This is a genomic window from Ramlibacter sp. 2FC, assembly GCF_005503345.1.
Taxonomy (GTDB): Bacteria; Pseudomonadota; Gammaproteobacteria; order Burkholderiales; family Burkholderiaceae_C; genus SCMQ01.
The window spans coordinates 1-26,766 of the sequence record NZ_SCMM01000048.1 but is presented as its reverse complement, the minus strand read 5'-3'; the positions used below and the strand labels follow the sequence as shown (position 1 = coordinate 26,766).

At 70.5% G+C, this 26,766-nt stretch carries 28 protein-coding genes; 11 read left to right on the top strand and 17 right to left on the bottom strand.

Features of this window, described 5'->3' with window-relative positions; genetic code table 11:
• Positions 1-46 precede the first annotated feature (46 nt).
• The 3 genes from FFS10_RS18105 to FFS10_RS18095 are packed head-to-tail and all read right to left on the bottom strand — an operon-like array spanning position 47 to position 3,207.
• Positions 47-1,426, bottom strand: coding sequence for an ABC transporter substrate-binding protein (locus tag FFS10_RS18105; protein ID WP_137895876.1), 1,380 nt, complete (start codon positions 1,424-1,426; stop codon positions 47-49).
• A 57-nt stretch (positions 1,427-1,483) separates the two neighbouring features.
• Complete coding sequence (locus FFS10_RS18100; RefSeq protein ID WP_137895884.1) at positions 1,484-2,233, bottom strand: FadR/GntR family transcriptional regulator; 750 nt, start codon at positions 2,231-2,233, stop codon at positions 1,484-1,486.
• Positions 2,234-2,265: 32 nt separating this feature from the next.
• On the bottom strand, positions 2,266-3,207 hold the full coding sequence (locus FFS10_RS18095; RefSeq protein WP_137895875.1) for a 2-hydroxyacid dehydrogenase: 942 nt from the start codon (positions 3,205-3,207) through the stop codon (positions 2,266-2,268).
• Positions 3,208-3,328: 121 nt separating this feature from the next.
• On the opposite strand from FFS10_RS18095, the gene FFS10_RS18090 reads away from it, so the two are divergent.
• Both FFS10_RS18090 and denD read left to right on the top strand, forming a co-directional pair.
• Complete coding sequence (locus tag FFS10_RS18090) at positions 3,329-5,065, top strand: IlvD/Edd family dehydratase (protein WP_137895874.1); 1,737 nt, start codon at positions 3,329-3,331, stop codon at positions 5,063-5,065.
• 15 nt (positions 5,066-5,080) lie between these two features.
• On the top strand, positions 5,081-6,088 hold the full coding sequence (gene denD, locus FFS10_RS18085) for a D-erythronate dehydrogenase (RefSeq protein ID WP_137895873.1): 1,008 nt from the start codon (positions 5,081-5,083) through the stop codon (positions 6,086-6,088).
• Positions 6,089-6,111: 23 nt separating this feature from the next.
• On the opposite strand, the gene FFS10_RS18080 is transcribed toward denD, so the two are convergent.
• On the bottom strand, positions 6,112-7,386 hold the full coding sequence (locus tag FFS10_RS18080; RefSeq protein ID WP_137895872.1) for an amino acid deaminase: 1,275 nt from the start codon (positions 7,384-7,386) through the stop codon (positions 6,112-6,114).
• A 126-nt stretch (positions 7,387-7,512) separates the two neighbouring features.
• Here FFS10_RS18080 and FFS10_RS18075 point away from each other — a divergent pair, with 126 nt between their 5' ends.
• From FFS10_RS18075 to FFS10_RS18065, 3 genes are all read left to right on the top strand, one after another.
• A complete protein-coding gene (locus FFS10_RS18075) occupies positions 7,513-8,430 on the top strand; it encodes a 2-dehydro-3-deoxygalactonokinase (RefSeq protein ID WP_137895871.1) in 918 nt (305 codons plus the stop codon).
• Positions 8,427-9,071, top strand: coding sequence for a 2-dehydro-3-deoxy-6-phosphogalactonate aldolase (locus FFS10_RS18070; RefSeq protein ID WP_137895870.1), 645 nt, complete (start codon positions 8,427-8,429; stop codon positions 9,069-9,071). The genes FFS10_RS18075 and FFS10_RS18070 overlap by 4 nt, the downstream gene beginning before the upstream one ends.
• 108 nt (positions 9,072-9,179) lie before the next feature.
• The gene (locus FFS10_RS18065; protein WP_137895869.1) at positions 9,180-9,485 is read left to right on the top strand and encodes a hypothetical protein; all 306 of its coding nucleotides are present in this window, start codon (positions 9,180-9,182) and stop codon (positions 9,483-9,485) included.
• A 33-nt stretch (positions 9,486-9,518) separates the two neighbouring features.
• Here FFS10_RS18065 and FFS10_RS18060 read toward each other — a convergent pair whose 3' ends face one another.
• Positions 9,519-9,962, bottom strand: a complete 444-nt coding sequence (locus FFS10_RS18060) for a CBS domain-containing protein (RefSeq protein ID WP_137895868.1) — start codon at positions 9,960-9,962, stop codon at positions 9,519-9,521.
• Positions 9,963-10,082: 120 nt separating this feature from the next.
• Between FFS10_RS18060 and FFS10_RS18055 the strand changes: the two genes are divergently transcribed.
• Positions 10,083-11,132, top strand: coding sequence for a DMT family transporter (locus tag FFS10_RS18055; protein WP_137895867.1), 1,050 nt, complete (start codon positions 10,083-10,085; stop codon positions 11,130-11,132).
• Positions 11,133-11,154: 22 nt separating this feature from the next.
• Here the strand turns inward: FFS10_RS18055 and FFS10_RS18050 are convergent, their stop codons facing one another.
• From FFS10_RS18050 to FFS10_RS18035, 4 genes are read right to left on the bottom strand one after another with little or no spacing between them, the layout of a single operon-like run.
• Entirely contained in the window at positions 11,155-11,616 is a 462-nt protein-coding gene (locus FFS10_RS18050; RefSeq protein ID WP_137895866.1) for a MaoC family dehydratase, read from the bottom strand.
• A gap of 18 nt (positions 11,617-11,634) precedes the next feature.
• Complete coding sequence (locus FFS10_RS18045) at positions 11,635-13,098, bottom strand: MATE family efflux transporter (protein ID WP_249931346.1); 1,464 nt, start codon at positions 13,096-13,098, stop codon at positions 11,635-11,637.
• Between the two features lie 8 nt (positions 13,099-13,106).
• Positions 13,107-14,339, bottom strand: coding sequence for an MFS transporter (locus FFS10_RS18040; RefSeq protein WP_137895864.1), 1,233 nt, complete (start codon positions 14,337-14,339; stop codon positions 13,107-13,109).
• Positions 14,332-14,787: a MarR family winged helix-turn-helix transcriptional regulator gene (locus FFS10_RS18035; protein ID WP_137895863.1), complete on the bottom strand. Its 456-nt coding sequence runs from the start codon at positions 14,785-14,787 to the stop codon at positions 14,332-14,334. Before FFS10_RS18035 ends, FFS10_RS18040 begins: the two co-directional genes overlap by 8 nt.
• Before the next feature lie 55 nt (positions 14,788-14,842).
• Between FFS10_RS18035 and FFS10_RS18030 the strand changes: the two genes are divergently transcribed.
• A complete protein-coding gene (locus FFS10_RS18030) occupies positions 14,843-15,397 on the top strand; it encodes a PaaI family thioesterase (RefSeq protein WP_249931345.1) in 555 nt (184 codons plus the stop codon).
• A 5-nt stretch (positions 15,398-15,402) separates the two neighbouring features.
• Entirely contained in the window at positions 15,403-15,813 is a 411-nt protein-coding gene (gloA, locus tag FFS10_RS18025; RefSeq protein WP_137895861.1) for a lactoylglutathione lyase, read from the top strand.
• 16 nt (positions 15,814-15,829) lie between these two features.
• On the opposite strand, the gene eda is transcribed toward gloA, so the two are convergent.
• The 3 genes from eda to FFS10_RS18010 form a co-directional block, all read right to left on the bottom strand.
• Positions 15,830-16,471 (bottom strand): bifunctional 4-hydroxy-2-oxoglutarate aldolase/2-dehydro-3-deoxy-phosphogluconate aldolase, encoded by a 642-nt coding sequence (eda, locus tag FFS10_RS18020; protein WP_137895860.1) that lies wholly within the window; start codon positions 16,469-16,471, stop codon positions 15,830-15,832.
• Complete coding sequence (edd, locus tag FFS10_RS18015) at positions 16,462-18,282, bottom strand: phosphogluconate dehydratase (protein ID WP_137895859.1); 1,821 nt, start codon at positions 18,280-18,282, stop codon at positions 16,462-16,464. The genes eda and edd overlap by 10 nt, the downstream gene beginning before the upstream one ends.
• 105 nt (positions 18,283-18,387) lie before the next feature.
• Positions 18,388-18,573: a hypothetical protein gene (locus FFS10_RS18010; protein ID WP_137895858.1), complete on the bottom strand. Its 186-nt coding sequence runs from the start codon at positions 18,571-18,573 to the stop codon at positions 18,388-18,390.
• Between the two features lie 46 nt (positions 18,574-18,619).
• Here FFS10_RS18010 and FFS10_RS18005 point away from each other — a divergent pair, with 46 nt between their 5' ends.
• On the top strand, positions 18,620-19,213 hold the full coding sequence (locus FFS10_RS18005) for a gamma-glutamylcyclotransferase (RefSeq protein ID WP_137895857.1): 594 nt from the start codon (positions 18,620-18,622) through the stop codon (positions 19,211-19,213).
• Between the two features lie 32 nt (positions 19,214-19,245).
• Positions 19,246-19,878 carry a pyridoxamine 5'-phosphate oxidase gene (gene pdxH, locus FFS10_RS18000; RefSeq protein WP_137895856.1) on the top strand — a complete coding sequence of 211 codons (633 nt, stop codon included), beginning with the start codon at positions 19,246-19,248 and terminating at the stop codon, positions 19,876-19,878.
• A 4-nt stretch (positions 19,879-19,882) separates the two neighbouring features.
• Here the strand turns inward: pdxH and FFS10_RS17995 are convergent, their stop codons facing one another.
• From FFS10_RS17995 to FFS10_RS17975, 5 genes are all read right to left on the bottom strand, one after another.
• Positions 19,883-20,842 carry an AEC family transporter gene (locus FFS10_RS17995; protein WP_137895855.1) on the bottom strand — a complete coding sequence of 320 codons (960 nt, stop codon included), beginning with the start codon at positions 20,840-20,842 and terminating at the stop codon, positions 19,883-19,885.
• Positions 20,843-21,231: 389 nt separating this feature from the next.
• Positions 21,232-23,283 carry a TonB-dependent receptor gene (locus FFS10_RS17990; protein ID WP_137895854.1) on the bottom strand — a complete coding sequence of 684 codons (2,052 nt, stop codon included), beginning with the start codon at positions 23,281-23,283 and terminating at the stop codon, positions 21,232-21,234.
• Positions 23,284-23,365: 82 nt separating this feature from the next.
• Positions 23,366-23,731: a hypothetical protein gene (locus FFS10_RS17985; protein WP_137895853.1), complete on the bottom strand. Its 366-nt coding sequence runs from the start codon at positions 23,729-23,731 to the stop codon at positions 23,366-23,368.
• 18 nt (positions 23,732-23,749) lie between these two features.
• Complete coding sequence (gene msrA, locus FFS10_RS17980; RefSeq protein ID WP_137895852.1) at positions 23,750-24,289, bottom strand: peptide-methionine (S)-S-oxide reductase MsrA; 540 nt, start codon at positions 24,287-24,289, stop codon at positions 23,750-23,752.
• An 11-nt stretch (positions 24,290-24,300) separates the two neighbouring features.
• Positions 24,301-25,206: a LysR family transcriptional regulator gene (locus FFS10_RS17975; protein ID WP_137895851.1), complete on the bottom strand. Its 906-nt coding sequence runs from the start codon at positions 25,204-25,206 to the stop codon at positions 24,301-24,303.
• Positions 25,207-25,318: 112 nt separating this feature from the next.
• Between FFS10_RS17975 and FFS10_RS17970 the strand changes: the two genes are divergently transcribed.
• Positions 25,319-26,545, top strand: a complete 1,227-nt coding sequence (locus FFS10_RS17970; protein WP_137895850.1) for an acyl-CoA dehydrogenase — start codon at positions 25,319-25,321, stop codon at positions 26,543-26,545.
• Positions 26,546-26,766: the final 221 nt, after the last annotated feature.

Below are 26,766 nucleotides of genomic sequence, written 5' to 3'. Positions count from 1 at the left end.
AAAAGGGGTGACCGCGCCCGCCGCGGGCGGGCGCGGTTCGTTCAGGTCAGGAGCCTGCGACGGTCTTGATGCGATCGATCATCTCGTCGACCGCCTTGTCCACCGGCACCTTCTCGTTGAGGATGCGGTTCATGGCCTTGGCCCAGACGTTCTCGTTGTTCAGCACGGTGAACTTGTAGTTCTTGGTGAACTCGAAGGGCGTGGTGCCGTTCATGAACTGGTTGTAGACCGCCAGGCGGTGCGGGTCGCCCTTCCAGAACGGGCTTTGCTGCGCGGCCTTGGTGACCGGGAACCAGCGGCCCAGCGAGCCTTCGACATAGGGCGTCAGGTTGGCGTCGTCGAGCATGAAGGCCACGAACTTCTTGGCGGCCGCCTTGTTCTTCGACTGCTTGAAGATCACGCCGGTCTTGACCGCGGCGCGGTAGACCATCTTGCTGCCATCGGGCTTGTTGGGAAAGCCCGCCGTGGCGATCTTCTCGTTGTAGTTCGCCTTCGCGGCGTCGCGCTGCGCCTGCGTCAGGGCGGCATTGTTCATGTCGTCCAGCCACTTGGCGGCGATCGAGATGGTCGCGTTGTGGGTCAGCACCGTGGTCTTGTTGTGGAAGGCGACGTTGTTGTCCGGGTCCTTCCAGCTGGTCGACGAGGGCGGCGTGCAGCCCTTGCCGTAGACATAGGTGTAGTCGGTCATGGCGCCGATCAGGCCCTGGCGCACGGCCGGGTCGTCCACCAGCAGCTTGCCGGAGTCGTTGACCAGCTTGACGTTGTAGGCGTCCATGAAGGTCAGGAACGAGTAGAACGAGTCGCTCGAGTCCACACCCATGGGGAAACCGGTGCCGAAGCCGCGCTGGCCGGTCTTCTGGCGGTAGGCCGGCTGCACCTTCTCGCACCAGAAGCTCCAGTAGCCCTTCCAGTCCTTGGGAATGTCGCCTTCCTTGAAGCCCGCGTCGGCCAGCATGTCCTTCCAGTACTGGATGTGCATGGTCTGCTGCTTGATCGGGAAGGCGTAGTAGGCGCGTTTCTGCGCCACGTTGTCGTACAGGAAGGTGGTCGACAGCGCCGCCGGCTCGAACTTGGCGCGCAGCGGATCGATCACGCTGGAGATGTCTTCGAGCTTGTCGTCGTAGGCCCACTTGGCCGTGACCTGGAAGTCGTAGACATCGGCGTAGGCCACGTCGGGCGGATTGCCCGAGTCGAGCGCCGCCACGGTCTTGGGAATCATGTCCTGGATCGGGTACTGCGAGAGCTCGATCTTGATGCCCTTGTTCTTTTCCTCGAACTTCTTGATGGCCGCGAACAGCGCCTCGTCCTCGGCCTTGTAGAAGCCCTTGACCCACCAGACGGTGAGCTTCTCCTGCGCCGCCGCCGGGCCTGCGGCCAGCAGCGCCGCGCCCATCAGCGCGGAAGTCACGAACAGCTTGGTCTTCATCAAAAAGTCTCCTCGATTGGTTGTGGACAGGGATGAAACAGCGAAGCGAAACGGGATTCAGCCCGCACGCGCCTTCAGGCGCGAGCCGGGCCGGTCCAGGCGCGGCAGGCGGCGGCGCGCGGCGAGCACATGGGCCATGTCCTCGTGCGCGCCGTCGATCAGCACCAGGATGGCGCGCTCGGCGCGCTCCGGGTCGCGCGCCAGCACGGCGTCGAGCACCTCGCGGTGCAGCGGCAGCGAGTGGCGCGGGCCGTCCTTCTTGCTGGTGGAAATCTCGAAGCTGGTGCGCAGCAGCGCGCTCAGCGCCTTGCTCATCTGCACCAGCATGCGGTTGTGCGAGGCGCGCAGCAGGCCCTGGTGGAAGCGCAGGTCGTGCGTGATGTAGTCGCCACCCTTGGTCACGGCCAGCTTCATGCCGGCGAAGGCCTGCTCGATGCCGGCCAGGTCCTCGGCCGTGGCGCGCTGCGCCGCGAGCTTGACGGCGGCGGGCTCGACCACGCGGCGCAGCTCCTGCAGGTCGCGCACGAACTCGTGCGACAGGCCGACCTTGGACTGCCAAGCGACGACATCGGGGTCGAACCAGTTCCACTGCTCGGACGGCAGCACGCGCGTGCCGACCTTGGGGCCGGTGTGGACCAGGCCCTTGGCGACCAGGGACTTGATCGCCTCGCGCACCACGGTGCGGCTCACGCCGAGCTCGGCGCACAGCGTGGGCTCGGGGGGGATCACGCCGTCCACGGCGTAGCGGCCGGCGACGATGGCCTCGCCCAGCAGGTCGACCGTGCTGCCGTGCACGTTCTTGATCACAGGCATCTCCATCACCGGCCCCCTGCCCCGCCTCAGGCCGGCACCGGGGTCAGCACCGGCCGGCCCGCGAAATGCGCCTGCAGATTGCCCAGGGCCAGGTCGGCCATGGCGCGCCGGGTCTCCCAGGTCGCGCTGGCCATGTGCGGGGTGAGCACCACGTCCTCGCGCTCGCGCAGCTCGGGCGGCACATGGGGCTCATCGGCGAACACGTCGAGCGCGGCGCCGGCGATCTGGCCCTGCTGCAGCGCGCGCACCAGCGCCGGCTGGTCGACCACCGAGCCGCGCGCCACGTTGATCAGGTAGCCCTTGGGCCCCAGGGCGGCCAGCACCTCGGCGCCGATCAGGCCGCGCGTGCCCTCGCCGCCCGGCGTGATCACCATCAGGAAGTCGACCTCGGCCGCCAGGGCGCGGGGACTCGGGTAGTAGAGGTAGCCGCTGGCGGGCTTCTCGTGGCGCGCTGTGTAGGCGATGGCCATGCCGAAGCCTTCGGCGCGCCGCGCGATGGCCTGGCCGATGCGGCCCAGGCCCACGATCCCTAAGCGCGCGCCGCTGACCTTGCGCGCCAGCGGCATCGGTCCGGACTCCCAGCGCCCTTCGCGCACGTAGCGGTCGGCCTGCGGCACGCGGCGCGCGATAGCCATCAGCAGCGCCATGCCGAGGTCGGCCACGTCGTCGGTCAGCACGTCGGGCGTGTGTGTGACGGCGATGCCGCGCTCGCGCGCCGCCGCCACGTCGACCCCGTCGTAGCCTACGCCGAACACCGAGATGACCTCGAGCGCAGGCAGCTGCGCGATCAGCTCGCGCGAGACCTTGGACTCGCCGCTGGCCGCGATGCCGCGGATGCGCGGCGCGACTTCGGCGAAGCGCGCCGGATCCTCCTGGTGCAGCCGGTCGTGCAGAACGAAGGCTTCGCGCAGCGCGTCCACATAGGGCGGCCACAGCTTGGCCACGGCCAGGATCTCGGGTTTTGACAACTTGCTCTCCAGCTCAGATTCGTCTTGGCATCAGCGATCTTTCATGCTTATCATATGACCATTGAGCACCCGATCGATACGGGCAAACCCTGCCCCATAACCCCAGAGCGAGACAAACTTCATGACACAGACTCCCCGCAAGAAACCCTCCGAACTTCGCAGCCAGCAATGGTTCGGCCGCCAGGACCGAGACGGCTTCGCCTACCGCAGCTGGGTCAAGGGCAAGGGCGTGCCGCACGACCAGTTCGACGGCCGCCCGGTGATCGGCATCTGCAACACCTTCAGCGAGCTCACGCCCTGCAACAGCCATTTCCGCACGCTGGCCGAGCAGGTCAAGATCGGCGTCTACGAGGCCGGCGGCTTTCCGCTCGAGTTCCCCGTGATGTCGCTGGGCGAGACCCTGCTGCGCCCCACGGCCATGCTGTACCGCAACCTCGCCTCGATGGACGTTGAGGAAAGCATACGCGGCAACCCCATCGACGGCGTGGTGCTGCTGATGGGCTGCGACAAGACCACGCCCTCGCTGCTGATGGGCGCCTCCAGCGTGGACCTGCCGACCATAGGCGTCTCCGGCGGCCCCATGCTCAACGGCAAGTGGCGCGGCCAGGAACTCGGCTCGGGCACCGGCGTGTGGAGCATGAGCGAGCAGGTGCGCGCCGGCACGCTCAAGCTGCAGGACTTCTTCGAGGCCGAGAGCTGCATGCACCGCAGCCACGGCCACTGCATGACCATGGGCACGGCCTCCACCATGGCCAGCATGGTCGAGGCGCTGGGCATAGGCCTGCCGGGCAATGCCGCCTATCCTGCCGTGGATGGCCGGCGCAACGTGCTGGCGCGCCAGGCGGGCCGCCGCATCGTGGAGATGGTGCATGCCGACCAGAAGATCTCCCAGGTGCTCACGCGCGAGGCCTTCGAGAACGCCATCCGCACCCTGGCCGCGATCGGCGGCTCGACCAATGCCGTGATCCACCTGATCGCGATCGCGGGACGCTTGGGGCTGAAGCTCACGGTGGACGACTTCGAGCGCCTGGGCAGCGAGCTGCCCTGCCTGGTCAACCTGCAGCCCTCGGGCGAGCACCTGATGGAGGACTTCTGCTACGCCGGCGGCCTGCCGGTGGTGATGAAGGAGATCCAGCACCTGCTGCACAAGGACATCATCACCGTCAGCGGCCAATCCGTCGCCGAGAACATCGCCAGCGCCGAGAACTACGACCCGCGCGTCATCAAGAAATTCGACCAGCCCTTCAAGGAAAAGGCCGGCATCGCCATCCTGCGCGGCAACCTCGCGCCGCGCGGCGCCGTGATCAAGCCCAGCGCCGCCACGCCCGAGCTGATGGTGCACAAGGGCCGCGCCGTGGTGTTCGAGAACAGCGACGACTTCCACGCGCGCATCGACGACGAGAACCTGGACGTGGACGAGAGCTGCATCCTGGTGCTCAAGAACTGCGGCCCCAAGGGCTACCCCGGCATGGCCGAGGTCGGCAACATGCCGCTGCCGCCCAAGGTGCTCAGGAAGGGCATCACCGACATGGTGCGCATCAGCGACGCGCGCATGAGCGGCACGGCCTACGGCACGGTGGTGCTGCACACCACGCCCGAGGCGGCAGCCGGCGGCCCGCTGGCCGTGGTGCAGAACGGCGACATGATCGAGCTCAACGTGCCCGAGCGCCGGCTGCAGCTGCTGATCAGCGACGAGGAATTGCAGCGCCGGCTGGCCAACTGGCAGGCGCCCGAGCCGCCGCTGAAGTCCGGCTACTGGAAGCTCTACGTGGACCATGTGTTGCAGGCCGACGAAGGCGTGGACCTCGATTTCCTGGTCGGCAAGCGCGGGGCCTTCGTGCCCAAAGACAACCACTGAGCCGCGGGGGCTGTCATGAAAATCCTCGTCACCGGCGGCGGCGGCTTCGTCGGCGCACGCCTGGCGCGTGAGCTGCTCAAGAAGGGACAGCTGGCCGGCCAGCCCCTCACCGAGCTCGCGATCGCCGACCTGTTCCCGCCCCCGGCCGACCTGGCCGCCGACCCGCGCGTGCGCGCCCACACCGGCCCGCTGCTCGAACAGGGCGCGCTGTTCGCCAGCGGCTTCGACGGCGTGTTCCATCTGGCCTCGGCCGTATCGGGCGAATGCGAGCTCGATTTCGATCTGGGGCTGCGCTCCAACCTCGACAGCACGCGCGCCCTGCTCGAAGGCCTGCGCCGCGCCGGCAATGCGCCGCGCCTGGTGTTCGCGAGTTCGGTCGCGGTGTTCGGGCCCGATGCGGGCAACCCCATGCCCGAGCGCGTGAGCGACACCACCCTGCCCTCGCCCCAGACCTCGTACGGCACGCACAAGCTGATGTGCGAGTACCTGATCGCCGACTACACGCGCAAGGGCTTCGTCGACGGGCGCTCGGCGCGGCTGATGACCGTGACCGTGCGGCCGGGCCGGCCCAATGGTGCGGCCTCTTCCTTCTTCAGCGGCATCATCCGCGAGCCGCTGGCGGGCGAGACCGCGATCTGCCCGGTCGACCCCGAGGTCTCCCACCCCGTGTCCTCGCCGGCCACCACGGTGCGCGGCCTGATCGCGGTCTACGAGGCCAGCCGCGAGGCCCTGGGCGGACGCCTGGCCCTGAACCTGCCGGCGCTCAACGTGCGCGTGGGCGAGATGCTGCAGGCGCTGGAGGAAGTGGCCGGGCACCATGTGCTGCAGCGCGTGCGCTTCGAGCGCGACGAGCGCATCGCCGGCATCGTCGCCGGTTGGGCGCGCGGCGCCAGCTACGAGCGCGCGCTGGCCCTGGGCCTGCGCCCCGATGCCTCGTTCAAGGCCATCGTCGAGCAGTACATCGCCGACTGCCGCGAGCAGCCCGGCTACCCGGCCGAGGCCCTGCGCGGCCTGGACGGCTGAAGCAGCGCAAGTCCAACCGTGGCTCAGAAACGCGTGCTGATGGCGCCGCTCACCGCCCCGTCGTCCTCGACCAGCGCCAGCCAGCGCCATTTGTCGAAGGTGGTGCAGGGGTGCGAGAGCCCTAAGGCCACGCGGTCGCCGACCGCGGGCACGGGCCCCGCCGGGTCGAAGCGCAGGTAGGCATGCTGGTCGTTGAGCGCACCGATGGTCCAGCCGCCGGGCGCGGGGCGCGGGGTGCCGCGCTCGCCGCGCGGCGCATGGCGCACCGGCATGGGCATTTCCAGGTCGTAGGAGATGTCGCGCCGGCCGCAGGTCAAGAGGGCCAGGCCCGGCTCGGGTACCGACTGCACCATGGCCCAGACCTCGAGCGCGGGCAGCAGCGAATCGTGCAGCCCCTCGCGCTGCTCGACCAGCTTCAGAAAGCGCCGGTAGTTGCCGTGGTCGTGCGTGACGTAGCAGCCCGAGCGCAGCACGCCCTGTACCGGCCGCGACAGGCCCTGAACGCGCAGCAGCGGCACCACCAGGTCGAACACCGCCGAGCCGCCGGCCGTGACCAGCACCGACTCTTCGGCGAACAGCCGCTCGGCGTCGCAGGCGCGCACGGCCTCGGTCATGCGGCGCACCAGCGCCGTGACCTCGCGCGCGTCATGCTCGCTGTTGCAGTTGGCCACTCCGCCCTCGTAGCACTCGATGCCGCCCAGGCGCACCGCAGGCGAGGCGGCCATGGCGCGGGCCAGCGCCATCGTCTGCTCGAGCGTGCGGCAGCCGGTGCGCTGGCCGGGGATGCCGACCTCGAGCAGGGTGTCGAAGCGGCGCGAGCGGCCACGGCGCGCCGCCCAGTCCTCGATCAGCGCGAGCTGGGCCGTCGAGTCGACCAGGAACCACACACGCAGGCCCTCGTGGCGATCGAGCAGCGCGGCCAGGCCGTCGAAGTCGGCGTCGCAGACCACCTGGTTGGCGATGATGGCGCGGCGCACGCCCGCCTCCACGCCCACGGCGAGCTGGAACACGGTGGCAAAGCTCAGGCCCCAGGCGCCGGCGGCCAGCTGCAGCGCGAACAGCTCGGGCGACATGCTGGTCTTGCCGTGCGGCGCCAGGGCCACGCCCTTGGTGCGCGCATAGGCCTGCATCCAGGCGATGTTGTGGTCCAGCGCCGAGCGGCGGATCACGGCCAGCGGATAAGGCAGGTCGTCGGCCAGCAGGTTCCAGCCGCGGGCGCCGATCGCGGAAGCATCGCAGGGAGTTGCCGCAAGCGGGTAGCTCTTGCAGCGGTGATCGAGGAGAAAGTCTGGGACCATGGCGTGGGTGTCGAAAGGCAGGCCGCCCTGCCGCGCCACAATGGTACGACGCAAGCACGACGCGACCACCAGGACCCATGTACGTCGAGAGCAACCCCGGGCGCGACCTCACGCCAAGAACCACACATGCACAAAACCATTGACGTCGCCGCCCTGATCGCGGTCGACTGGGGCACCAGCTCGCTGCGCGGCGCGCAGCTGGACGCGGCCGGCCGCGTGCTCGAGGAGATCGCGCTGCCGCGCGGCATCCTCAGCGTGGAGGCCGGCGGCTTCCCCGCGCTCTTCGAGTCCCTGTTCGGCGCCTGGCAACGCGAGAGCGGCGCGCCCTGCCTGATCTCGGGCATGGCGGGCAGCCGCCAGGGCTGGATCGAGGCGCCCTACTGCCCCTGCCCGGCCGGCTTCGGCGAGCTGGGCCGCCACCTGGCCTGGGTGGAGCCCGGCCGCATCGCCATCGTGCCGGGCTTGAGCGTGGTCGAGGACGGCGTGCCCGACGTGATGCGCGGCGAGGAGGTGCAGATCTTCGGCGCCTTGCAGCTGGCCGGCCTCAGCGACGGCCTGTGCGTGCTGCCCGGCACGCACAGCAAATGGGCCCGCGTGCAGGACGGCCGCGTGATCGGCTTTCGCAGCTACATGACCGGCGAGTTCTACGCCCTGTTGAGCCGGCACTCCATCCTCGCGCGCACGCTGGACGCCGAGGCGCCGTTCGACGCACCCGCCTTCGAGGCCGGCGTGCGGCGCGCCCAGGCCGGGCCCAGCCTGCTGCACCTGGCTTTCGGCACGCGCACGCTGGCGCTGTTCGAAACCCTGCCGCAGGCCGCCCTGGCCAGCTACCTCTCCGGCCTGCTGATCGGCGAGGAGCTGCGCGCCCAGGCCCTGCCGGCCGGCAGCGCCCAGGACATCCTGCTGATCGGCTCCGACACCCTGACCACCCGCTACGCCAGCGCCCTGGCCCTGCTGGGGCTGCGCAGCCGAGCCTTCGGCGCCGAGGCCAGCTGGGCCGGGCTGCACGCCATCGCCCAAGGCATGAAAGGAATTCCGACATGAACACCACCGCCGTTGAACGCCTGCACCAGGCGCTGGCCGCCCTGCCCCTGGTCGCCATCCTGCGCGGCCTCACGCCCGCCGAGGCGCCGGCCATAGGCGCGGCCCTGGTCGACAGCGGCTTTCGCCTGATCGAGGTGCCGCTGAACTCGCCCCAGCCGCTGGACAGCATCGCCCGCCTGGCCGAGGCCTTTCCCCAGGCCCTGGTCGGCGCCGGCACGGTGCTGAGCGCCGAGGCGGTGCGCGAGGTCCGCGCCGCAGGCGGGCAGCTGATCGTCTCGCCCAACTTCGACCCGGCCGTGGTGCGCGAGGCCGTGGCGCTGGGCCTGGCCTGCCTGCCCGGCGTGATGACGCCCAGCGAGGCCTTCGGCGCGCTGGCCGCCGGCGCGCACGGCCTCAAGCTGTTTCCGGCCGAGATGGTCTCGCCGGCCGTGGTCAAGGCCTTGCGCGCCGTGCTGCCCAAGGGCGTGCCGGTGCTGCCCGTGGGCGGCGTCACGCCGGACAACATGGCGATCTACCGCGCCGCGGGCGCGGACGGCTTCGGCATAGGCTCGGCCCTGTACCAGCCGGGCAAGAGCGCCGAGGCGGTGCGCCGGGCCGCGCTGGCCTTTGCTGCGGCCTGCGCGGCGGGCCGGCAGCCCTGAAGCACGCGGCGCCGGCGGCTTTGGCTTTGAATTTCGGACCGGGGCCATCTAGAGTTCAGGCAGTGTGATCGCGTCTCGCGCGCCGTCGCGAGGGAAAGGATCGCCGCCATGCCCCCGTACGCCGCCCTCCTGGCCATGCCCCTCGCGCTGTGGACCCCGGACAGCATGGCCCAGCCCAGCCGGGCCGAACTGGCCGGCCTCAGCGTCGAGCAGCTCAAGCGGGCCTACCTGGAATGCGAGCACCGCGCCGGCCGCATGCTGCTGGACCTGGGCGACTCGGCCGCCTGCTCCATGCTGCACGAGGAATTGCGCCAGCGCGGCTTCAGCGGCGACTTCCGGCGCATGCTCGCTTGGTGGTCGGCGCAGAAGCAGCAGGGCGCCGAGGCATCGGTGCCCACCGATCCAAACCACTGAACGCCGGCCCGGGCCCGCCAGGCGTCGGCGCGCTCAACCGCCGCGGTCGCCCGCGATGTAGTGCTCGAGCTGCCGGATGATGAAGCTCTGCTCGGCGATGATGTCCTTGACCAGGTCGCCGATCGAGATCAGGCCGACCAGACGGCCCTCCTCCAGCACGGGCAGGTGGCGCAGGCGCTTTTCGGTCATCAGCGCCATGCATTCCTCGTTGCTGTGGCTGGGGCTGACGTACTGCACCGGCGCGCTCATGATCTCGCACACCGGCGTCTCCCTGGAGCTGCGGCCCGCGAGGATCATTTTGCGCGCGTAGTCGCGCTCGCTCATGATGCCGACGATCCGCCCGCCGTCCATGACCAGCAACGCGCCGACGTTCTTCTCGGCCATCAGCGCCACGGCGTCGAACACCGGATCGGCGGGCCCTACGGTGTAGACCTCCTGGTCCACCTTGGTCTTGAGGATTTGCGCTATCTGCTTCATGGCCGGCTTCCTCCTGTGAAGGGACAGGGATGGCGGGCTCCTTGCTCCGCCATCCCCGCATGGTGCCCCAGGCGCGGCCGCACGGCAAGCACCGCACGCGACTGGGGGCACAATTCGCCCATGTCACGAATCCACGCCCTGCGCGAACCCGGCGTGCTGGCCGCGCTCGGCGCCGCCCTGCTGTTCGGCGCCGGCACCCCGCTGGCCAAGCGGCTGCTGGAGGCGGTCGACCCCTGGCTGCTGGCCGGCCTGCTCTACCTCGGCTCGGGCGTGGGCCTGGCGCTGTTCCGGGCGCTGCGCCGCGCGCCCGCCGTCCGCCCGGCGCGCGCCGAGCTGCCCTGGCTGCTGGGCGCCATCCTGGCCGGCGGCGTCGCCGGCCCGGTGCTGCTGATGCTGGGCCTGTCGGGCATGTCGGCTTCCGGCGCCTCGCTGCTGCTCAACGCCGAGGGCGTGCTGACGGCCCTGCTCGCCTGGTTCGCCTTCCGGGAAAACTTCGACCGCCGCATCGCGCTGGGCATGGCCAGCATCGTCGCCGGGGCGCTGCTGCTGAGCTGGCCGCAGCAGACCCGCTGGGAGGGCGCCTGGCCGGCCCTGGCCGTGCTCGGCGCCTGCCTGGCCTGGGCCGTGGACAACAACCTCACGCGCAAGGTCGCGCTGGCCGACGCGAGCTGGATCGCCTGCGTCAAGGGCCTGGCCGCGGGCAGCGTCAACCTGGCCCTGGCGGCCTGGCTGGGCGCGAGCCTCCCGCCACCCGCGGCCGTGGCGGGCGCCATGGTGCTGGGCTTCGCGGCCTATGGGGTCAGCCTCACGCTGTTCGTGCTGGGCCTGCGCCACCTGGGCACGGCGCGCACCGGGGCGTATTTCTCCGCGGCCCCGTTCTTCGGCGCCGCCCTGGCCGTGTCCATGGGCGAGCCCGTCGCGCCCCGCCTGCTGGCCGCCGCCGCGCTGATGGCCCTGGGCCTGTGGCTGCACCTGACCGAGCGCCACGCGCACGAGCACCAGCACGAGGCCCTGGAGCACAGCCACAGCCATGTGCACGACGCGCACCACCAGCATGCGCACGAGGAGCCGGGCGCCCCCGGCACGCGGCACAGCCACCCGCACCGGCACGAGGCCCTGACGCACAGCCACCCGCATTACCCAGACGCCCACCACCGGCATCCGCACTGACCGCGGCCAGCTGGCCCCGGAGTCAGGCCGGCCGGCGCGGCACCACCAGCTTGGACACCAGCACCTGGACCGCCTCGCCGCGCTGGTTGCGCGTTTCGCTGCGCACGGTGACGATGCCGCGATCGGGCCGGGAGCGCGACGGGGCGATGCCCGTCACTTCGCTCACCACATGCAGCCGGTCGTCGGGCCGCGTGGGCCGGGGCCAGCTCAGCTCGCCCCCCGCGCCGATGATGCCGCCCGCCAGCGGCATGCCGCCGGTCACCAGCAGGCGCATGGTGATGGCCGCCGTGTGCCAGCCGCTGGCAGCCAGGCCGCCGAACAGCGTGCCCTTCGCGGCCTCGTCGTCGAGATGAAAGGGCTGCGGATCGAAGGCTGCGGCAAAGGCTTTGATCTGCTGCGCGTCGAGCGCATGCTCGGCGCTGGTGAAGGCGTCGCCCACCGCCAGATCATCCAGGTGCAGGGCCTTGGCCGGGTTTGCGCTCATGCGGTTCTCCTTTTGCGTCTAGATTTGCGTTTCGGGCCTGCCGCCCGCCCTTCGCACCAGGCCTGCAGGCGTGCGCGGCCAGCCCACGCGGCCGAACCAGGCGCCGCCGGCAATCGCCAGCGCATTCACCACGCCATAGACGGCCAGCGCCGCCCCCTGCGCGATGAACACCTGGGTCAGCCCGCCGCCCAGGCGCAGGGCCAGCCAGCCACCGGCCGCGGCCACCGTCAGCCGCGCGATATTGGCCGCGACCGGCCACAGCAGCCGCCCTGCGCCCTGCGACGCGAAATACAGCGTCAAGCCCAGGCCGAACAAGCCATACACCGGCCCGACCACGCGCAGGTATTGCGACCCGGCCGCTATCATGGCGGGGTCGCTGTCGAACAGCGACAGCCAGGCCTGCGGGAAGGCGGCGGCGCACAGGCCTATGGCCTCGGTGAGCGCGGCGGCCATGGCCGCGCCGATCCAGGTGGCGCGCAGCGCCCGCTCGCGCTGCCCGGCGCCCATGCAGGTACCGACCATGGCCACCAGCGGCGCGCCGAGCCCGAACACCAGCGGCACCAGCAGGTACTCGAGGCGCGAGGCCGTGCCGTAGCCTGCGATGGCGGCCGGCCCGAAGCCGCCCGCCAAGGCCGTGGCGATGGCTATCGCCAGATTGGTCGCGACGGTGGAGACGGCGCCCGCCAGCCCCACCCGCAGGATGTCGCGAAACAGGGCCCAGCGCAGCCGGCACCGGGCCCATGCCGGCCGCAGCAGGCTGGCGCCGGACCTCAGGTAAGCCGCCAGCACCAGCGTCCCGGCGCCGTAGTAGATCAGCAGCGCGATCGCCCCGCCGGCGATGCCCATGCCCGGCAGCGGTCCCCAGCCGAAGATCAGCAGCGGCGACAGCGGCACCAGCAGCGCGACCCCGGCGCAGGTCACGATGGCCGGCACCGCCATGTTGCCGGTGCCGCGGATCACGGCGGCCAGCGAGTTGAACAGCCACACCAGCAGGGCGCCGGCGAAGACCCAGTTCGAATAGGTCATCGCCGCCTCGAGCGAGGCGCCCGTGCCACCCATACTGCCGTAGAGCCAGCGGCCGCCGAACAGCAGGGCCAGCATGAAGCCGGCGCCGAACAGCAAGGCGACCGCCAGGGCGTGGAACACCAGGGCATCGGCGTCGTCGCGCCGGCGCGCGCCGAGCGCACGCGCGATGGCCGAGGCGATGCCGCCGCCCATGGCGCCGGCCGACATCATCTGCATCAGCATCACGGCGGGAAACACCAGCGCCATGCCGGCCAGCGCATCGGTGCCGAGCTTGCCGACGAAGTAGGTCTCGATCAGGCCCGCCGCCGCCTGCGCCACCATCACCAGCACGTTGGGCACCGCCAGCCGCAGCAGCGTAGTTGCGATCGGGGCTTCGAGCAGCAGGCGGGTGCGCGGGTCCAGCGCGCGCTCGCGCTGCGCGGCGCCGTCGCCGGTGGTTGCAGCAGCGTTTGGCATGGCTCGCATCAGGCCCGCGCCGCCGCACGCAGCGGCAGATGCGCTTCCCGTATCGGCAGGTGGACCAGCGCCGCCCCGGCCGCCAGCAGGATGTCGATGTACCAGACCCAGTCGTAGGCGCCGGTGGCCTCGAACACCTTGCCGCCCAGCCAGGCGCCGAGGAAGCCGCCGACCTGGTGGGCGAGCATCACCAGGCCGAACAGCGTGGCCATGTGGGCGGGCCCGAAGAACTTGGCCACCAGGCCGGCGGTGGGCGGCACGGTGGAAAGAAAGCTCAGCCCCATCACCGCGGCGAAGACCAGCACCACGGCCTCGCTCTTGGGCGATAGCAGGAACACCAGCACGGCCAGGGCGCGCACGGCGTAGACCAGCGAGAGCAGGGACTTCATGCGCCAGCGGCCCACGGCCCAGCCCATGGCGAAGCTGCCGACGATGTTGAACAGGCCGATCACCGCCAGCGACCAGGCGCCGACCTGGGCCGGCAGGCCGCAGGCCGCCACCACGCCGGGCAGGTGGGTCGCGAGAAAGGCCACGTGGAAGCCGCAGACGAAGAAGCCCGCGGCCAGCAGCCGGTAGCTGGGGTCGCGCAGCGCCGCGCGCACGGCCGCCCGCGTGCCGAGCGGCTGCGCGCCGCCCGCGGGCGCGTGCAGCGCCTGCGCATTGCCCCTGAGCACCCAGGCCGCCGGCAGCGCCAGCAACACCGTCAGGCCCAGCAGTTGCAGCGCAGTCACCCAGCCCAGCGAAGCGCTCAGCCCCGCCGCGACGGGCGCCATCAGGAACTGGCCGAACGAGCCGCCGGCGTTGACGATGCCGGTGGCCATGCCGCGCTTGTCGGCGGGCATCAGCCGCGTGGTGGCGGCCATCAGCACCGAAGGGCCGGCCATGCCCGCGCCGCCCGCGGCCAGCACGCCGATCGCGAAGATCAGGCCCGCGGTGCTGCTCATGAGGGGCGTGATGACCGTGCCCAGCGCCACCAGCAGGGCGCCGATGAACAGCACGCGGCCGGCGCCTATGCGGTCCGCCACGATGCCGGCAAAGGGCTGGGTCAGTCCCCACCAGAGCTGGCCGAAGGCGAACGCCAGGCTGATGCTGCCCACGCCCAGGCCGGTCGCGGTGTTGAGCGGCGAGAGGAACAGGCCCATGGTCTGGCGCGTGCCCATGGTCAGCGCGAAGGTGCCGGCCGCTGCCAGCAGCACCAGCCACAGCGCATGGGTGCGCGCCGCGGGGGAATGACTAGTCATCGTTTTCTCCTTGTTCCGCCTCGCCCAGCAGCGCGCCGCATTCGTCGAGCAGCGCATGCAGCGCCAGCACGCGCTCGGGCCCGAGCCGCTGGTTGATGCCCTCCTGCGCGACGCGCCAGCGGCGCTGCGCCTCGGTGCGCTTGTCGCGCCCCGCGTCCGTCGCCACGACCAGGCGGCTGCGCGCGTCCGGCCCGTCCTCCAGCGCGATCCAGCCCTGATCGATCAGCGGACGCAGGTTGCGCGTCAGCGTGGAGGCGTCCACGCCCATGGCCTGCGCGAGGTCGACCGGGCGGATGGGCCCCAGCTTGACCACGTAGGACAGCAGCGAGTACTGCGTGCCCTTGAGCCCGGTCTTGCCGATCTCGGCGTCGTAGTGGCGGCTGACCTGGCGCATCAGCTGGCGCAGCTTGAGGTTGGTGCAGCCCTGCGGCTTGACAGCGGTGTCCATGCCGATTATTGTAGCTACATCAATTGCATATACAATCTTTATTTCGGAAAAGCCCGTGACCCAGCACAACCATCTCGAACTGTGGCTCGCGCTGGAGCGCGAGATCCTGGCCCGCCTGGATGCGGGTGCCGGCCCCGGCGTGGCCCGGCGCGAGCAGATCGCCGGCCTGAGCGGCCTCGAGCTCATGCAGGCCATGCTGCGCGGCGAGCTGCCCCATGCACCCATGGCGCGCACCCTGGATTTCCTGTTGCTGGAGGTCGAGTCCGGGCGCGCGGTGTTCCAGGGCCAGCCGGGGCCGCAGCATTTCAACCCCATGGGCACGGTGCACGGCGGCTGGTTCGCCACCCTGCTCGACTCGGCCCTGGGCTGTGCGGTCCACACCCTGATGCCGCCGGGCCGCGCCTATACCACGGCCGAGCTCAGCATCAAGCTGGTCAAGGCCTTGACCCCAAAGGTGCAGCGCGTGCGCGCCGAGGGCCGGGTGCTGCATTGCGGGCGCCAGCTGGCCACGGCCGAGGCGCGCCTGGTCGGCCCCGACGGCCAGCTGTACGCCCATGCCAGCACCACCTGCCTCGTCTTCGATTTGCCGGCACCTTTACCGGCACAATAGGCCGCATGAGACTTCTTCACACCATGTTGCGCGTGGGCGACCTGCAGCGCGCCATCGATTTCTACACCCAGGTGCTGGGCATGAAACTGCTGCGAACTTCCGAGAACCCCGAGTACAAGTACTCGCTGGCCTTCCTCGGTTACGGCAGTAACCCCGAGCACGCCGAGCTCGAGCTCACCTACAACTGGGGCGTGGACCGCTACGAGATGGGTACGGCCTACGGCCACATCGCGATCGGCGTGCCCGACGCCTACGCGGCCTGCGAGAAGATCAAGGCCGCGGGCGGCCAGGTCACGCGCGAGGCCGGCCCGGTCAAGGGCGGCACCACGGTGATCGCCTTCGTGACCGACCCGGACGGCTACAAGATCGAGCTGATCCAGCGCGCCGAGCACGCCGGCGGCGTCGGGCTTCGGTAAGAGAAAAGAGACGCGCTCAGCGCTTGAACGCGCTGGCCTCGCGCGCCAGCGCTTCGATGCGCGCCCAGTCGCCCTGGGCCAGCGCGTCGGCCGGCACCAGCCAGGAGCCGCCCACGCAGGCCACGTTGGGCAGGGCCAGGAAGTCGGCCGCGTTCTGCGGCGTGACGCCGCCGGTGGGGCAGAACTTCACGTCGCCGAAGGGGCCGCCCCAGGCCTTGAGCATGGGGATGCCGCCGGCCTGCAGGGCCGGGAAGAACTTGAGCTCGGTGTAGCCGTCCTCCTGGGCCGCCATGATCTCGCTGCCGGTCGCGACGCCGGGCAGCAGCGGCAGGCCCAGCTCCTGGCAGGCCCGGCCCACCGCATGGGTGTAGCCGGGGCTCACGGCGAAGCGCGCGCCCGCCATCTGCGCCGCCTGGGCGTCGGCCGCGCTGCGCACGGTGCCGGCGCCGACCACGGCCTCGGGAACCTCGCGCGCGATGGCCTCCATGCAGGCCAAGGCCTGCGGCGTGCGCAGCGTGACCTCCAGCATGCGGATGCCGCCGGCCACCAGGGCGCGCGCCATGGGCACGGCATGGGCCACGTCGTGCAGCACGATCACGGGGATCACGGGTGCGTCCTGCATGACTTGCAGGGCGCTCAGGGTTTCATTCACAGCCATGTGCAGGCTCCTTCTTCTGCTTTGAGTGCGTTGCGGCGCATGCCGGCAAACAGTTCGCGGCCCATGCCCACGCCGTTGGCGGCGCGCAGCTCGGCCGGCATGGTAGCCGGCTCGCGGGCCCCCCATTCGGCGGCGTCGACCAGCACCTCCAGCGTGCCGGCCACGGCATCGAGGCGCACCAGGTCGCCGTCGCGCAGGCGCGCCAGCGGCCCGCCCGCGGCGGCCTCGGGCGAGACATGGATGGCCGCCGGCACCTTGCCCGAGGCGCCGCTCATGCGGCCGTCGGTGACCAGGGCCACGCGATGACCCTTGCCCTGCAGCACGGCCAGCGGCGGCGTGAGCTTGTGCAGCTCGGGCATGCCGTTGGCCTGCGGGCCCTGCCAGCGCACCACGCAGACGACGTCGCGCTCTAGCTCGCCGGCCTTGAAGGCCTGCTGCAGCGCTTCCTGCGAGTCGAACACGCGCGCCGGCGCCTCGATGACGTGGCGGTCCTCGGGCACTGCCGAGACCTTGATCACGCTGCGCCCCAGGTTGCCCTTGAGCAGCTTGAGGCCGCCGCTGGCGCTGAAGGGCTGGGCGGCGGGCCGCACCACATGCTCGTCCTTGGACGCGCCTATGTCTTCCCAGTGCAGGCCGCCCTCGGCTTTGGCCACCGGCCAGCGCGTGAACTCGCGCAGCCCGCCGGGCCGCACGGTGAGCACGTCCTCGTGCATCAGGCCGGCGTCGAGCAGCTCGCGGATCACGTAGCCCGGGCCGCCCGCGGCCTGGAACTGGTTCACGTCGGCGCTGCCGTTGGGGTAAACGCGGGTGAGCAGCGGCACCACGTCGGACAGCGCGGAGAAATCGTCCCAGTCGATCTGTATGCCGGCCGCGCGCGCCACCGCCACCCAGTGGATCAGGTGGTTGGTCGAGCCGCCGGTGGCCAGCAGGGCCGCCATGGCGTTGACGATGCAGCGCTCGTCGACCATGCGGCCTATCGGCATGTAGCGCCTGGCCTTGACGATCTCGAGCACGGTGCGCGCGGCCTCGCGCGTGAGCTCGGCGCGCAGTTCGTTGCCGGGGTTGACGAAGGCCGTGCCCGGCACATGCAGGCCCATGGCCTCGAGCAGCATCTGGTTGCTGTTGGCCGTGCCGTAGAAGGTGCAGGTGCCCTGGCCGTGGTAGGCCGCCGACTCGGCCTTGAGCAGTTCCTCGCGCCCCACCTTGCCCTGGGCCGCGAGCTCGCGCACCTTGCCCTTCTCGCTGTTGGACAGGCCGCTGGTCATGGGGCCGGCCGGCACGAAGACCGTGGGCAGGTGGCCGAATTGCAGCGCGCCAATCAGCAGGCCCGGCACGATCTTGTCGCACACGCCCAGCATCAGCGCGGCGTCGAACACGTCGTGGCTCAGCGAGACCGCGGTGGCCATGGCGATCACGTCGCGCGAGAACAGGCTCAGCTCCATGCCCGGCGTGCCCTGGGTGACGCCGTCGCACATGGCCGGCACGCCGCCGGCCACCTGGGCCGTGGCGCCGCGCTCGCGCGCCACCTGCTTGATCAGCTCGGGGTAATGCTCGAGCGGCGCATGGGCCGAGAGCATGTCGTTGTAGGCGTTGACGATGGCTATGTTGGGCCCGCGCTCGACCACCACGCGGAACTTGTCATTGCCGGGCATGCCGGCGAAGGCGTGCGCCACATTGGCGCAACCCATGCGCTCGGCGCCCGGGGGACGGGCCGCTGCGGCCTCGATCTGCTGCAGGTAGGCGCTGCGGCTTGCACGGCTGCGCTCCGTGATGCGGGCCGTGACGGCGGCCACCGTGGCGTGGAGTTTCATGCGGATTAGTAACTTAATTACATCCGCGATGGTAACTCGGAACCGGCGCCCGTGGCACGGTTCCGGGTTACGAATGGGTTACCAAAAAAGGACCGGCGGGCCGACTCAGGGCTTGGCGGCTGCGGCGCTGGCCGGCGCGCTGGCCGCCGGGGCTGCAGCAGCAGGCGCGGCGGCGGGTTTGTTGCGGCTCTTGTGCAGGCCCATGCCCACGGCCAGGCTGACGGCCATCAGGATCACCAGGACCAGGACCACGCCGACCACGGTCAGGCTGTTGTCTTGTTGCGAATTCATGGTTGGTTCTCACAAAAAAATCTGCGCGGATTGTAAAGTGGGGGGCATGGACGCCCCGCCTCCTGCCCCGCTCGGCGCGCCGCGCGAGGCGCGACCCTTCCATGGGCCGCGGGCCTGGGACGGCCATGGCGACCTCTGGGTGTTCGGCTACGCCTCGTTGATCTGGCGCCCGGATTTCGAGTTCAGCGAGCGCCATGTCACGCGCGTGCACGGCTGGCATCGCGCCCTCAAGATGTGGAGCCGCGTCAACCGCGGCACGCCCGAATCGCCGGGCCTGGTGTTCGCGCTGCTGCCCGGCGGCAGTTGCCAGGGCGTGGCCTTCCGCGTGCCGCACCGTGCCGCCGACGAGGTGCTGCGCCAGCTCTGGGAGCGCGAGATGCCCCTGGGCGGCGTCTACACGCCGCGCTGGCTGCCCTGCGCCACGCCGCATGGGCGGGTCCACGCGCTGAGCTTCACGCTCTCGCGCCGCAGCCCCAGCTACACCGGCGAGTTGTCGGCCGCGCAGTACCGCGAGATCTTCCGCCGCGCGCAGGGCCGCTTCGGCAGCACGCTGGACTATGTGCGCCAGACCCACGACAGCCTGCGCCAGCACGGCATCCACGACCGCGCGCTGCAGGCCCTGCTGGCGCACGCGCGCTGAGCTCGCCGCCCTGCCCTGCCTATACTTTGCGCATGAACATCGCCGACCTGCGCAAAAGCTACGAGCGCGCCGAACTCAGCGAGGACGCCTCGCACGCCGACCCGCTGGCCCAGTTCGACCAGTGGCTGCATGAGGCCGTCAAGGCCGAGATCCCCGAGCCCAATGCCATGACCGTGGCCACCGTGGCGAGCAACCTGCGCCCCAGCACCCGCGTGGTGCTGATCAAGGGCTACGACGCGCAGGGCATCGTCTGGTACACCAATTACGAGAGCCGCAAGGGCCAGGAGCTGGCCGGCAACCCCTATGCCGCGCTGCAGTTCCACTGGGTCGAGCTCGAGCGCGTGGTGCGCGTCGAGGGCCTGATCGAGAAGGTCAGCGAGGCGGAAAGCGAGGCCTATTTCCACAGCCGCCCGCTGGACTCGCGCATAGGCGCCTGGGCCTCGCCGCAAAGCCAGGTAATCGAAGGCCGCTCGGTGCTGGTGGCCAACGCGGCGCGCTACGGCGCCAAGTTCCTGCTCAATCCGCCGCGCCCGCCGCACTGGGGCGGCTACCGGCTCAAGCCCGACGGCTGGGAGTTCTGGCAGGGCCGCAAGAGCCGGCTGCACGACCGGCTGCGCTACCGCCTCGAGGGCGGCGCCTGGCGGCGCGAACGGCTGGCACCCTGAGTGATCAAGCCGGAAGCAGCGGGATCAGCGCCATCACCAGCGACACGCTGAGCAGGGCCAGCCCCGTGGAGACGGCGACGCTGGCCGTCACCAGGTCCTCGGCCTTGCGGTAGCGCTGGGAGAACAGGAACACGTTGGCCCCGACCGGCAGCGAGGCCGCCACCACCATCACCGCCAGCGGCAGGCCGCGCAGGCCGAAGGCCCAGCCGGCCGCGGCCATCAGCAGCGGGTGCAAGAGGGTCTTGATCGCCGAGATCACCAGCGCGCCGCGCAGCTGGGCGCCGATCGCGGCCTGGGCCAGGGTCACGCCGACCAGCACCAGGGCCACCGGCCCGAACGCGTCGCCGAGCAGCCTGAGCGGCCGCTCCACCACGGGATGCAGGCCCCAGCCGGTCTGCGCGTACAGCAGGCCCGCGATGATGGGCATGGGCACCGGGTGGATCACGGCGTTCTTCACCGCCTGGGCCACCGTGGCCAGCATGTGGCGCGGCTCGCCCTGCCCCGCACTGGCCAGCTCGCGCGCTTCCAGCAGCTCCAGCACCACCGTGGCCAGGGTCAGCAGCACCAGGGCATGCAGCGAGATCAGCGTGAACAGCTGCACCAGGCCGGCCTCGCCGTAGGCCAGGCCCACCAGGGGCACGCCTATCATCAGCGTGTTGCTGAAGATCGCCGCCAGCGCCAGCACGGCGGAGCGGCTGTTCAGTCCCTGGGCCAGCAGCAGCGCGAAGAACAGCGCGCCGGCGACCAGGTAATAAAGCATCACCGAGTGGAAGTCGATGCGCTCGACGCGCACCGTGCTCATGGTGCGAAACAGCAGCGCCTGGGTAAGCACCAGGAACACCAGGTTGGAGAGGTCGCGCACCGCCTCGGCGCGGATCAGGCGGGCCTTGCCGGCGACGAAGCCGATGAAGATCAGCAGGACGACGGGCAGCAGGGAGGAGAGAACGGGATGATCTAGGGACATGCGGGGCCGATTATCGGCGCCCCATGCCCTCGCCGCCTCATACCGACTTGCGATCAGAAGTACAAGAAGAAGTCAGAAGTCCCTCATCGCGTCGGTGAGGCGGGGAGGACGGGCGAACGGCTCCGTTCATGTCCCCCGACGAGGGCGTGCCGCCCTCGTCTCCTCCTTGACTTCACTGCGCCGTTCACCCGCCCTCCCCTTCGGGTCCACCGCCGGTCTCGCGCCACGGCTTCGCACACCACGACGCCGGCTGGAGCGCTGCGGCGCGGTGTCGTGTGCAGTGAAGTCAAGGAGGAGGCGACGGCCAGAGGCCGGCGCCGGGGGACATGAACGGAACACGGCACCGCGTCGCAGCGCGATGAGGCTATCTCAATGAATGCAAGACCGTATCAGAACAGGGCCTGCACCCCCAGCCTCAGGCTGCGCCCCGGTAGCGGCGCCTTGGGGAAGGCGGTGCTGGTCAGGATGGAGCTGGCGCTCCAGGCCAGGCGGTTGGTGAGGTTGTCCAGGCGCGCATACCAGGTCAGCTGGGCCGCGGCGGCTTTCTGCCGATAGCTCAGCGCCGCGTTCCACAGCGTGTAGGCCTCGGTCGCGCGGCTGCCGGCCGGCACGCGGTGCTGGGCCGCGACATGGTCGAAGCCCAGACGCGCGCCCCAGGGGCCCTGGGCCCAGACCAGGGTGGCGCCGGCGCGCCAGGGCGCGATGCGCGGCAGCGGCTCGCCGCTGTCGCGGTTGGTCGCGCGCACCAGGTCGCCGCGCAGGGCCAGGTCCAGCGTCGACGCCGTGCGGCCGGCTTCGGCATCGTTGGCGCCGAGCAGGCGCAGGTTGCCGCTGGCTTCCAGGCCGGCGAAGCGGGCGCGCAGGCCGCGGTAGGCAAACAGCGGCAGTTCCTCGCCGTCGCTGGACTCGGTGCTGCCCGTGTCCTGCAGGCCGATGTAGTTGCCGAAGCGGCTCAGGTAGCCGTTGAGCGCGAAGCGGTTGGCCCCCTCCTTCCAGGCCAGGCCCAGGTCCAGGCCGGTGGATTTTTCCAGGGCGAGCGTGGGATCGCCGCGTTCCCAGGCCCCGGTGGCCACGTGGGGGCCGTTGGCGAACAGCTCGTAGTCCTTGGGGGCACGCTGGGTGGCGGCGAGGTTGGCGGTGAACTGCCAGGAAGCCGGCAGTCGGACCAGGGCCCCGAGCGCCAGGCTGTGCGGGTGGAAGCTGCGGCTGCCGGTCGTGAAGCGCGTCACGGCGGGGTCGGGGTTGCCCAGCGACTCGACCCGGACCGACTCGCTGCGTGCGCCGAAGCTCAGCTTGCCCCAGGCTGTGGCCAGTTCCTCGTGCAGGAACAGCGCGGCCTGGCGGCTGCGGCTGAAGGGCGCGAAGGCCTCCTCGCCGTCGGCCGAGAAGCGCGCAGACTCGGCCTGCAGGCCCAGCACGCCGTCCAGGGCGCCCAGCTTGCGGTGCCGGGCCTCGATGCGCAGGTCGTTGCCCTGGTTGGCGAAACGCGTGCCGGGCGCACCGGCATCGTACTCGGTGTGACGGTAGTCGCTGTGGCTGAACTGGCCCTTGAGGCGTTGCAGCCAGCCGCCGAGCTGGCGCACCTCGCCCTCGAGCGCGTAGCGGTTCTGCTTCATGCCGATCGTCACCTCGTCCTCGGCCACGCTGCCGTAGTCGCTGCGGTAGCTGGCCACCGAGGCGCCCAGGTAGCCCTGGTCGAAGAACAGGCTGGCACCGACGGCACCGCCCTGGGTGTCGGCGGCGGAGTTGCAGATGCGGCGCGCCACGCTCGTCACGCCCTCGCGCGTGCAGGACAGCTCGAGGGGCACCCGCGTGTCGCCGCTGCGCCGGCTGAAGGCGTCCACATGCAGGCCCAGGCGCTGGCTGCCGCCCTCGAGCAGCAGGGCCCCGCCCTGCTCGCGGTTGCCGCTGGCCACGGCCGCGTCGGCCTTGCCCTGGAAGCCTTCGACCGGTTCGCGCGGGATGCGGTTGTCGATCAGGTTGACCACGCCGCCTACGGCGCTGCCGCCGTAGAGCAGCGCGGCCGGACCGAGCAGCACCTCGATGCGCTCGATGGCCAGCGGGTCCATGGGCACGGCATGGTCGTAGCTGAGCGCCGAAGCGTCCAGGCTGGCGCCACTGTTGTTGAGGATGCGGATGCGGTCGCCGTCCAGGCCGCGCACGATGGGGCGGCTGGCGTTGGGGCCGAAATAGCTGCTGCTGACGCCGGGCGTGCCGTCCAGCGTCTCGCCCAGCGTGGGCTGGGCGCGCAGCAGCAGTTCGGCGCCGGACAGGCGCGTTGCGGGCGCGACCAGCTCGCTGGCGGCTAGCGGATTGCCGGTGACCGTGACTTCTTTCAGGCTGGGCGTGTCGGAGGCCGTCTGGGCCAGGGCGGCGCCGCCAAAGGCGCCCAGGGACAGGAGGGCAAGGCAGCTCGCCTTGCGCGGAAACAGGGAATTCATGAGGGTTCGGTTCGTTGAATCGGACAGGCGCGAGGCCACCGCCGGCGCTGCGGCCGGCGGTGTCAGGCGAAGGGACGGGGATTCAGCGAAGCGGGGGCGGGCCGCGCGCGTCGAAGGGCGCGCCCAGGCAGGCCCGAAGCTGGGCCTGGAAGAAATCCAGCAGCCAAGCTGCCGCCGGCAGCGGCGGCGGCGCGAGCAGGGGCATGGAAGCTGCGGCGTCGCCATGGCTGAGCTGGTCGAACACCAGGCAGTCCGCGGCGCTGCGGTGCGCGTCGAACAGCGCCTCCCAGCGCTCGGCCGGCGCCCCTTCGGACAGCTCGGCGTGCGCATGCGCACGCGCCAGCTGCTGCGCCGTGGCGTGCAGCTGGCCGTGCACCAGGCCCAGCGTCTGGGCCAGCAGCAGGGCCAGCGCCAGCAGCCAGGCGGAGGAATGCCGCGCCCTGCTCATGCGCGCATCATCGCACGGTCAATCCTTCGCCAGGCGCGCGAAGGTCTGGCGGAACTTGGCGACCTTGGGCGCGGCCACGGCCAGGCAGTAGCCCTGGGTCGGGTTGCGCTCGAAGAAGTCCTGGTGGTCCTCCTCGGCCGGCCAGTAGTTGGCCAGCGGCAGCACCTCGGTGACGATGGGCGCGCCGTACAGCTTGTCCTGGCTCATCTCGCGGATCAGCGCATCGGCCTCGGCCTTCTGTTCGGGCGTGCTGTAGTAGATGCCGCTGCGGTACTGCGTGCCCGTGTCGTGGCCCTGGCGGTTCAGCTGGGTCGGGTCGTGAACCAGGAAGAAGATTTCCAGGATCTCGCGCAGGCTGATCTGGCCCGGGTCGTAGACCAGCTTGACCACCTCGGCGTGGCCGGTGCTGCCGCTGCAGACCTGCTCGTAGCTCGGCCGTTCCACATGGCCGTTGCTGTAGCCCGACTCGACGTCGAGCACGCCCTTGACGCGCACGTACACCGCCTCGGTGCACCAGAAGCAGCCGCCGCCCAGAGCTATGGTTTGCGTCTCGCCCATGTCCGTCTCCTTCAATCCCGGGAATCCGACTGTAGCGGCTTGGCGCCCTCCTGCACGGCCGCCACGAAGGCCTGCACCGCCACATGGTCGCGCGCGCTCTTCCACAGGCAGTAGGTGTCGTAGGGAATGGTGGCGCTGTCCAGCGGCACGAAGGCCGTGCCCGGCAGGGCCGACTGCTGCAGCGCCTGCGGCACCAGGGCCACGCCCAGCCCCTGAGAGACCAGGGACACGACGCTGAGCCAGTGGCGCAGCTCGTAGCGGATCTCGGGCGTGAAGCCGGCCTCGGTGCAGATGGCCAGGATGCGCTCGTGGTAGTCGGCCGAGACGGCGCGCGAGACCATGGCGAAGGGCTCGCCCTGCAGGCGCTGCAGCGACAGCTTGCGCTGGCGCGCCAGCGCGTGGCCGGCCGGCAGGCAGGCGACGAAGGGCTGGCGCGCCACCAGCAGCTGCGACAGGCCCGGCGGCACGCGCGTGGTGTGGACGAAGCCCAGGTCCAGCCGCTCGTGCGCGAGCTCGATCAGCTGGTCGCTGGAGCTCAGCTCCCTGAGCGTGAGACGCAGCCGCGGGTGCTCGGCCTGGAAGCGCTGCAGCATCTGCGGCAGGCCGCGGTAGAGCATGGTGCCGACAAAGCCCACCTGCAGGCTGCCGGCCAGGCCCTCGGCCACATCGCGCGCATGGCGCGCCGCCTGCTGGGCCTGCTCGAGCAGGGCCCGGGCCTGGGGCACGAAGGCCCGGCCCGCGTCGGTCAGCTGCACCTGCTTGCTGTTGCGCGTGAACAGGCGTGCGCCTATGGAAGCTTCCAGTTGCTGGATGTTGAGCGACAGCGGCGGCTGCGAGATCGACAGGCGCTGGGCGGCGCGGCCGAAATGCAGTTCTTCGGCCAGCACCAGGAAATAGCGCAGGTGGCGGAATTCCATGAATATAAAAATTGTATCGTCGAATCCGCAATCAATATTAGACAACTATTCTTGACTGACCAACAATAGCTGCAACCACCCTCGTAATCGAGCCTCATCCAAAGGAGACAGCATGACCGCCAAATTCAACTGGGCCGACCCCTTCCTGCTGAACGAGCAGCTGAGCGACGACGAGCGCGCCATTGTCGAGGCCGCCCACGCCTTCTGCCAGGAAAAGCTGCAGCCCCGCGTGCTGATGGCCGCGCGCAACGAGCATTTCGACCGCGAGATCATGAACGAGTGCGGCGCCATGGGCTTCCTGGGCTCGACCATAGAGGGCTACGGCTGCGCCGGCCTCAACTACGTGAGCTACGGCCTGGTGGCGCGCGAGGTCGAGCGCGTGGACAGCGGCTACCGCAGCGCCATGAGCGTGCAGAGCTCGCTGGTCATGCACCCCATCCATGCCTATGGCAGCGAGGCGCAGCGCCAGAAATACCTGCCCAAGCTGGCCACCGGCGAGTGGGTGGGCTGCTTCGGCCTGACCGAGCCCAACCACGGCTCCGACCCGGGCAGCATGATCACGCGCGCCAAGCCGGCTGTACGTGACGGGGTGGGCGGCTACATCCTCAAGGGCGCCAAGATGTGGATCACCAACGCGCCGATCGCCGACGTGTTCGTGGTCTGGGCCAAGCTGGTCGAGGGCGACGAGGGCTCGGAGGGCGGCGCAAGCGCCGCGGGCCAGTCCGCCATCCGCGGCTTCGTCCTGGAAAAGGGCATGAAGGGCCTGACGGCGCCCAAGATCGAGGGCAAGATGAGCCTGCGCGCCAGCATCACCGGCGAGATCGTGATGGACGAGGTGTTCGTGCCCGAGTCGCAGCTGCTGCCCAACGTCGCCGGCCTCAAGGGCCCGTTCGGCTGCCTGAACAAGGCGCGCTACGGCATCGCCTGGGGCGCGCTGGGCGCCGCCGAGGACTGCTGGTTCCGGGCCCGCCAGTACACCCTGGACCGCCAGCAGTTCGGCCGCCCGCTGGCGCAGAACCAGCTGATCCAGAAGAAGCTGGCCGACATGCAGACCGAGATCACGCTGGGCCTGCAGGGCTGCCTGCGTGTGGGCCGCCTGATGGACGAGGACAAGGCCGCGCCCGAGATGGTCAGCCTGATCAAGCGCAACAGCTGCGGCAAGGCGCTGGACATCGCCCGCCTGGCGCGCGACATGCACGGCGGCAACGGCATCCACGACGAGTACCACGTGATCCGCCACATGATCAACCTGGAAACCGTCAACACCTACGAAGGCACGCACGACGTGCACGCCCTGATCCTGGGCCGCGCCCAGACCGGGCTGCAGGCCTTCTACTGATCCCTGCCGGCGACGGGGCCGAGGGCGGTGCGCCGTGATGGCGCCCCGCCCTTTTTCTTGCGCCGGCCGCCGCGCTTTACACAGCTTGACCAGGGCCACATAGGCCGTTCGCGAGGCCTGTCTAGCCTCGCGGCTTGACGCTGGTGCGGTGAATGACTACATTACTAACCAGTCAGTCATTAACCTCATGAAACCGACCGCCACCGAATCCCCGCCCGCCC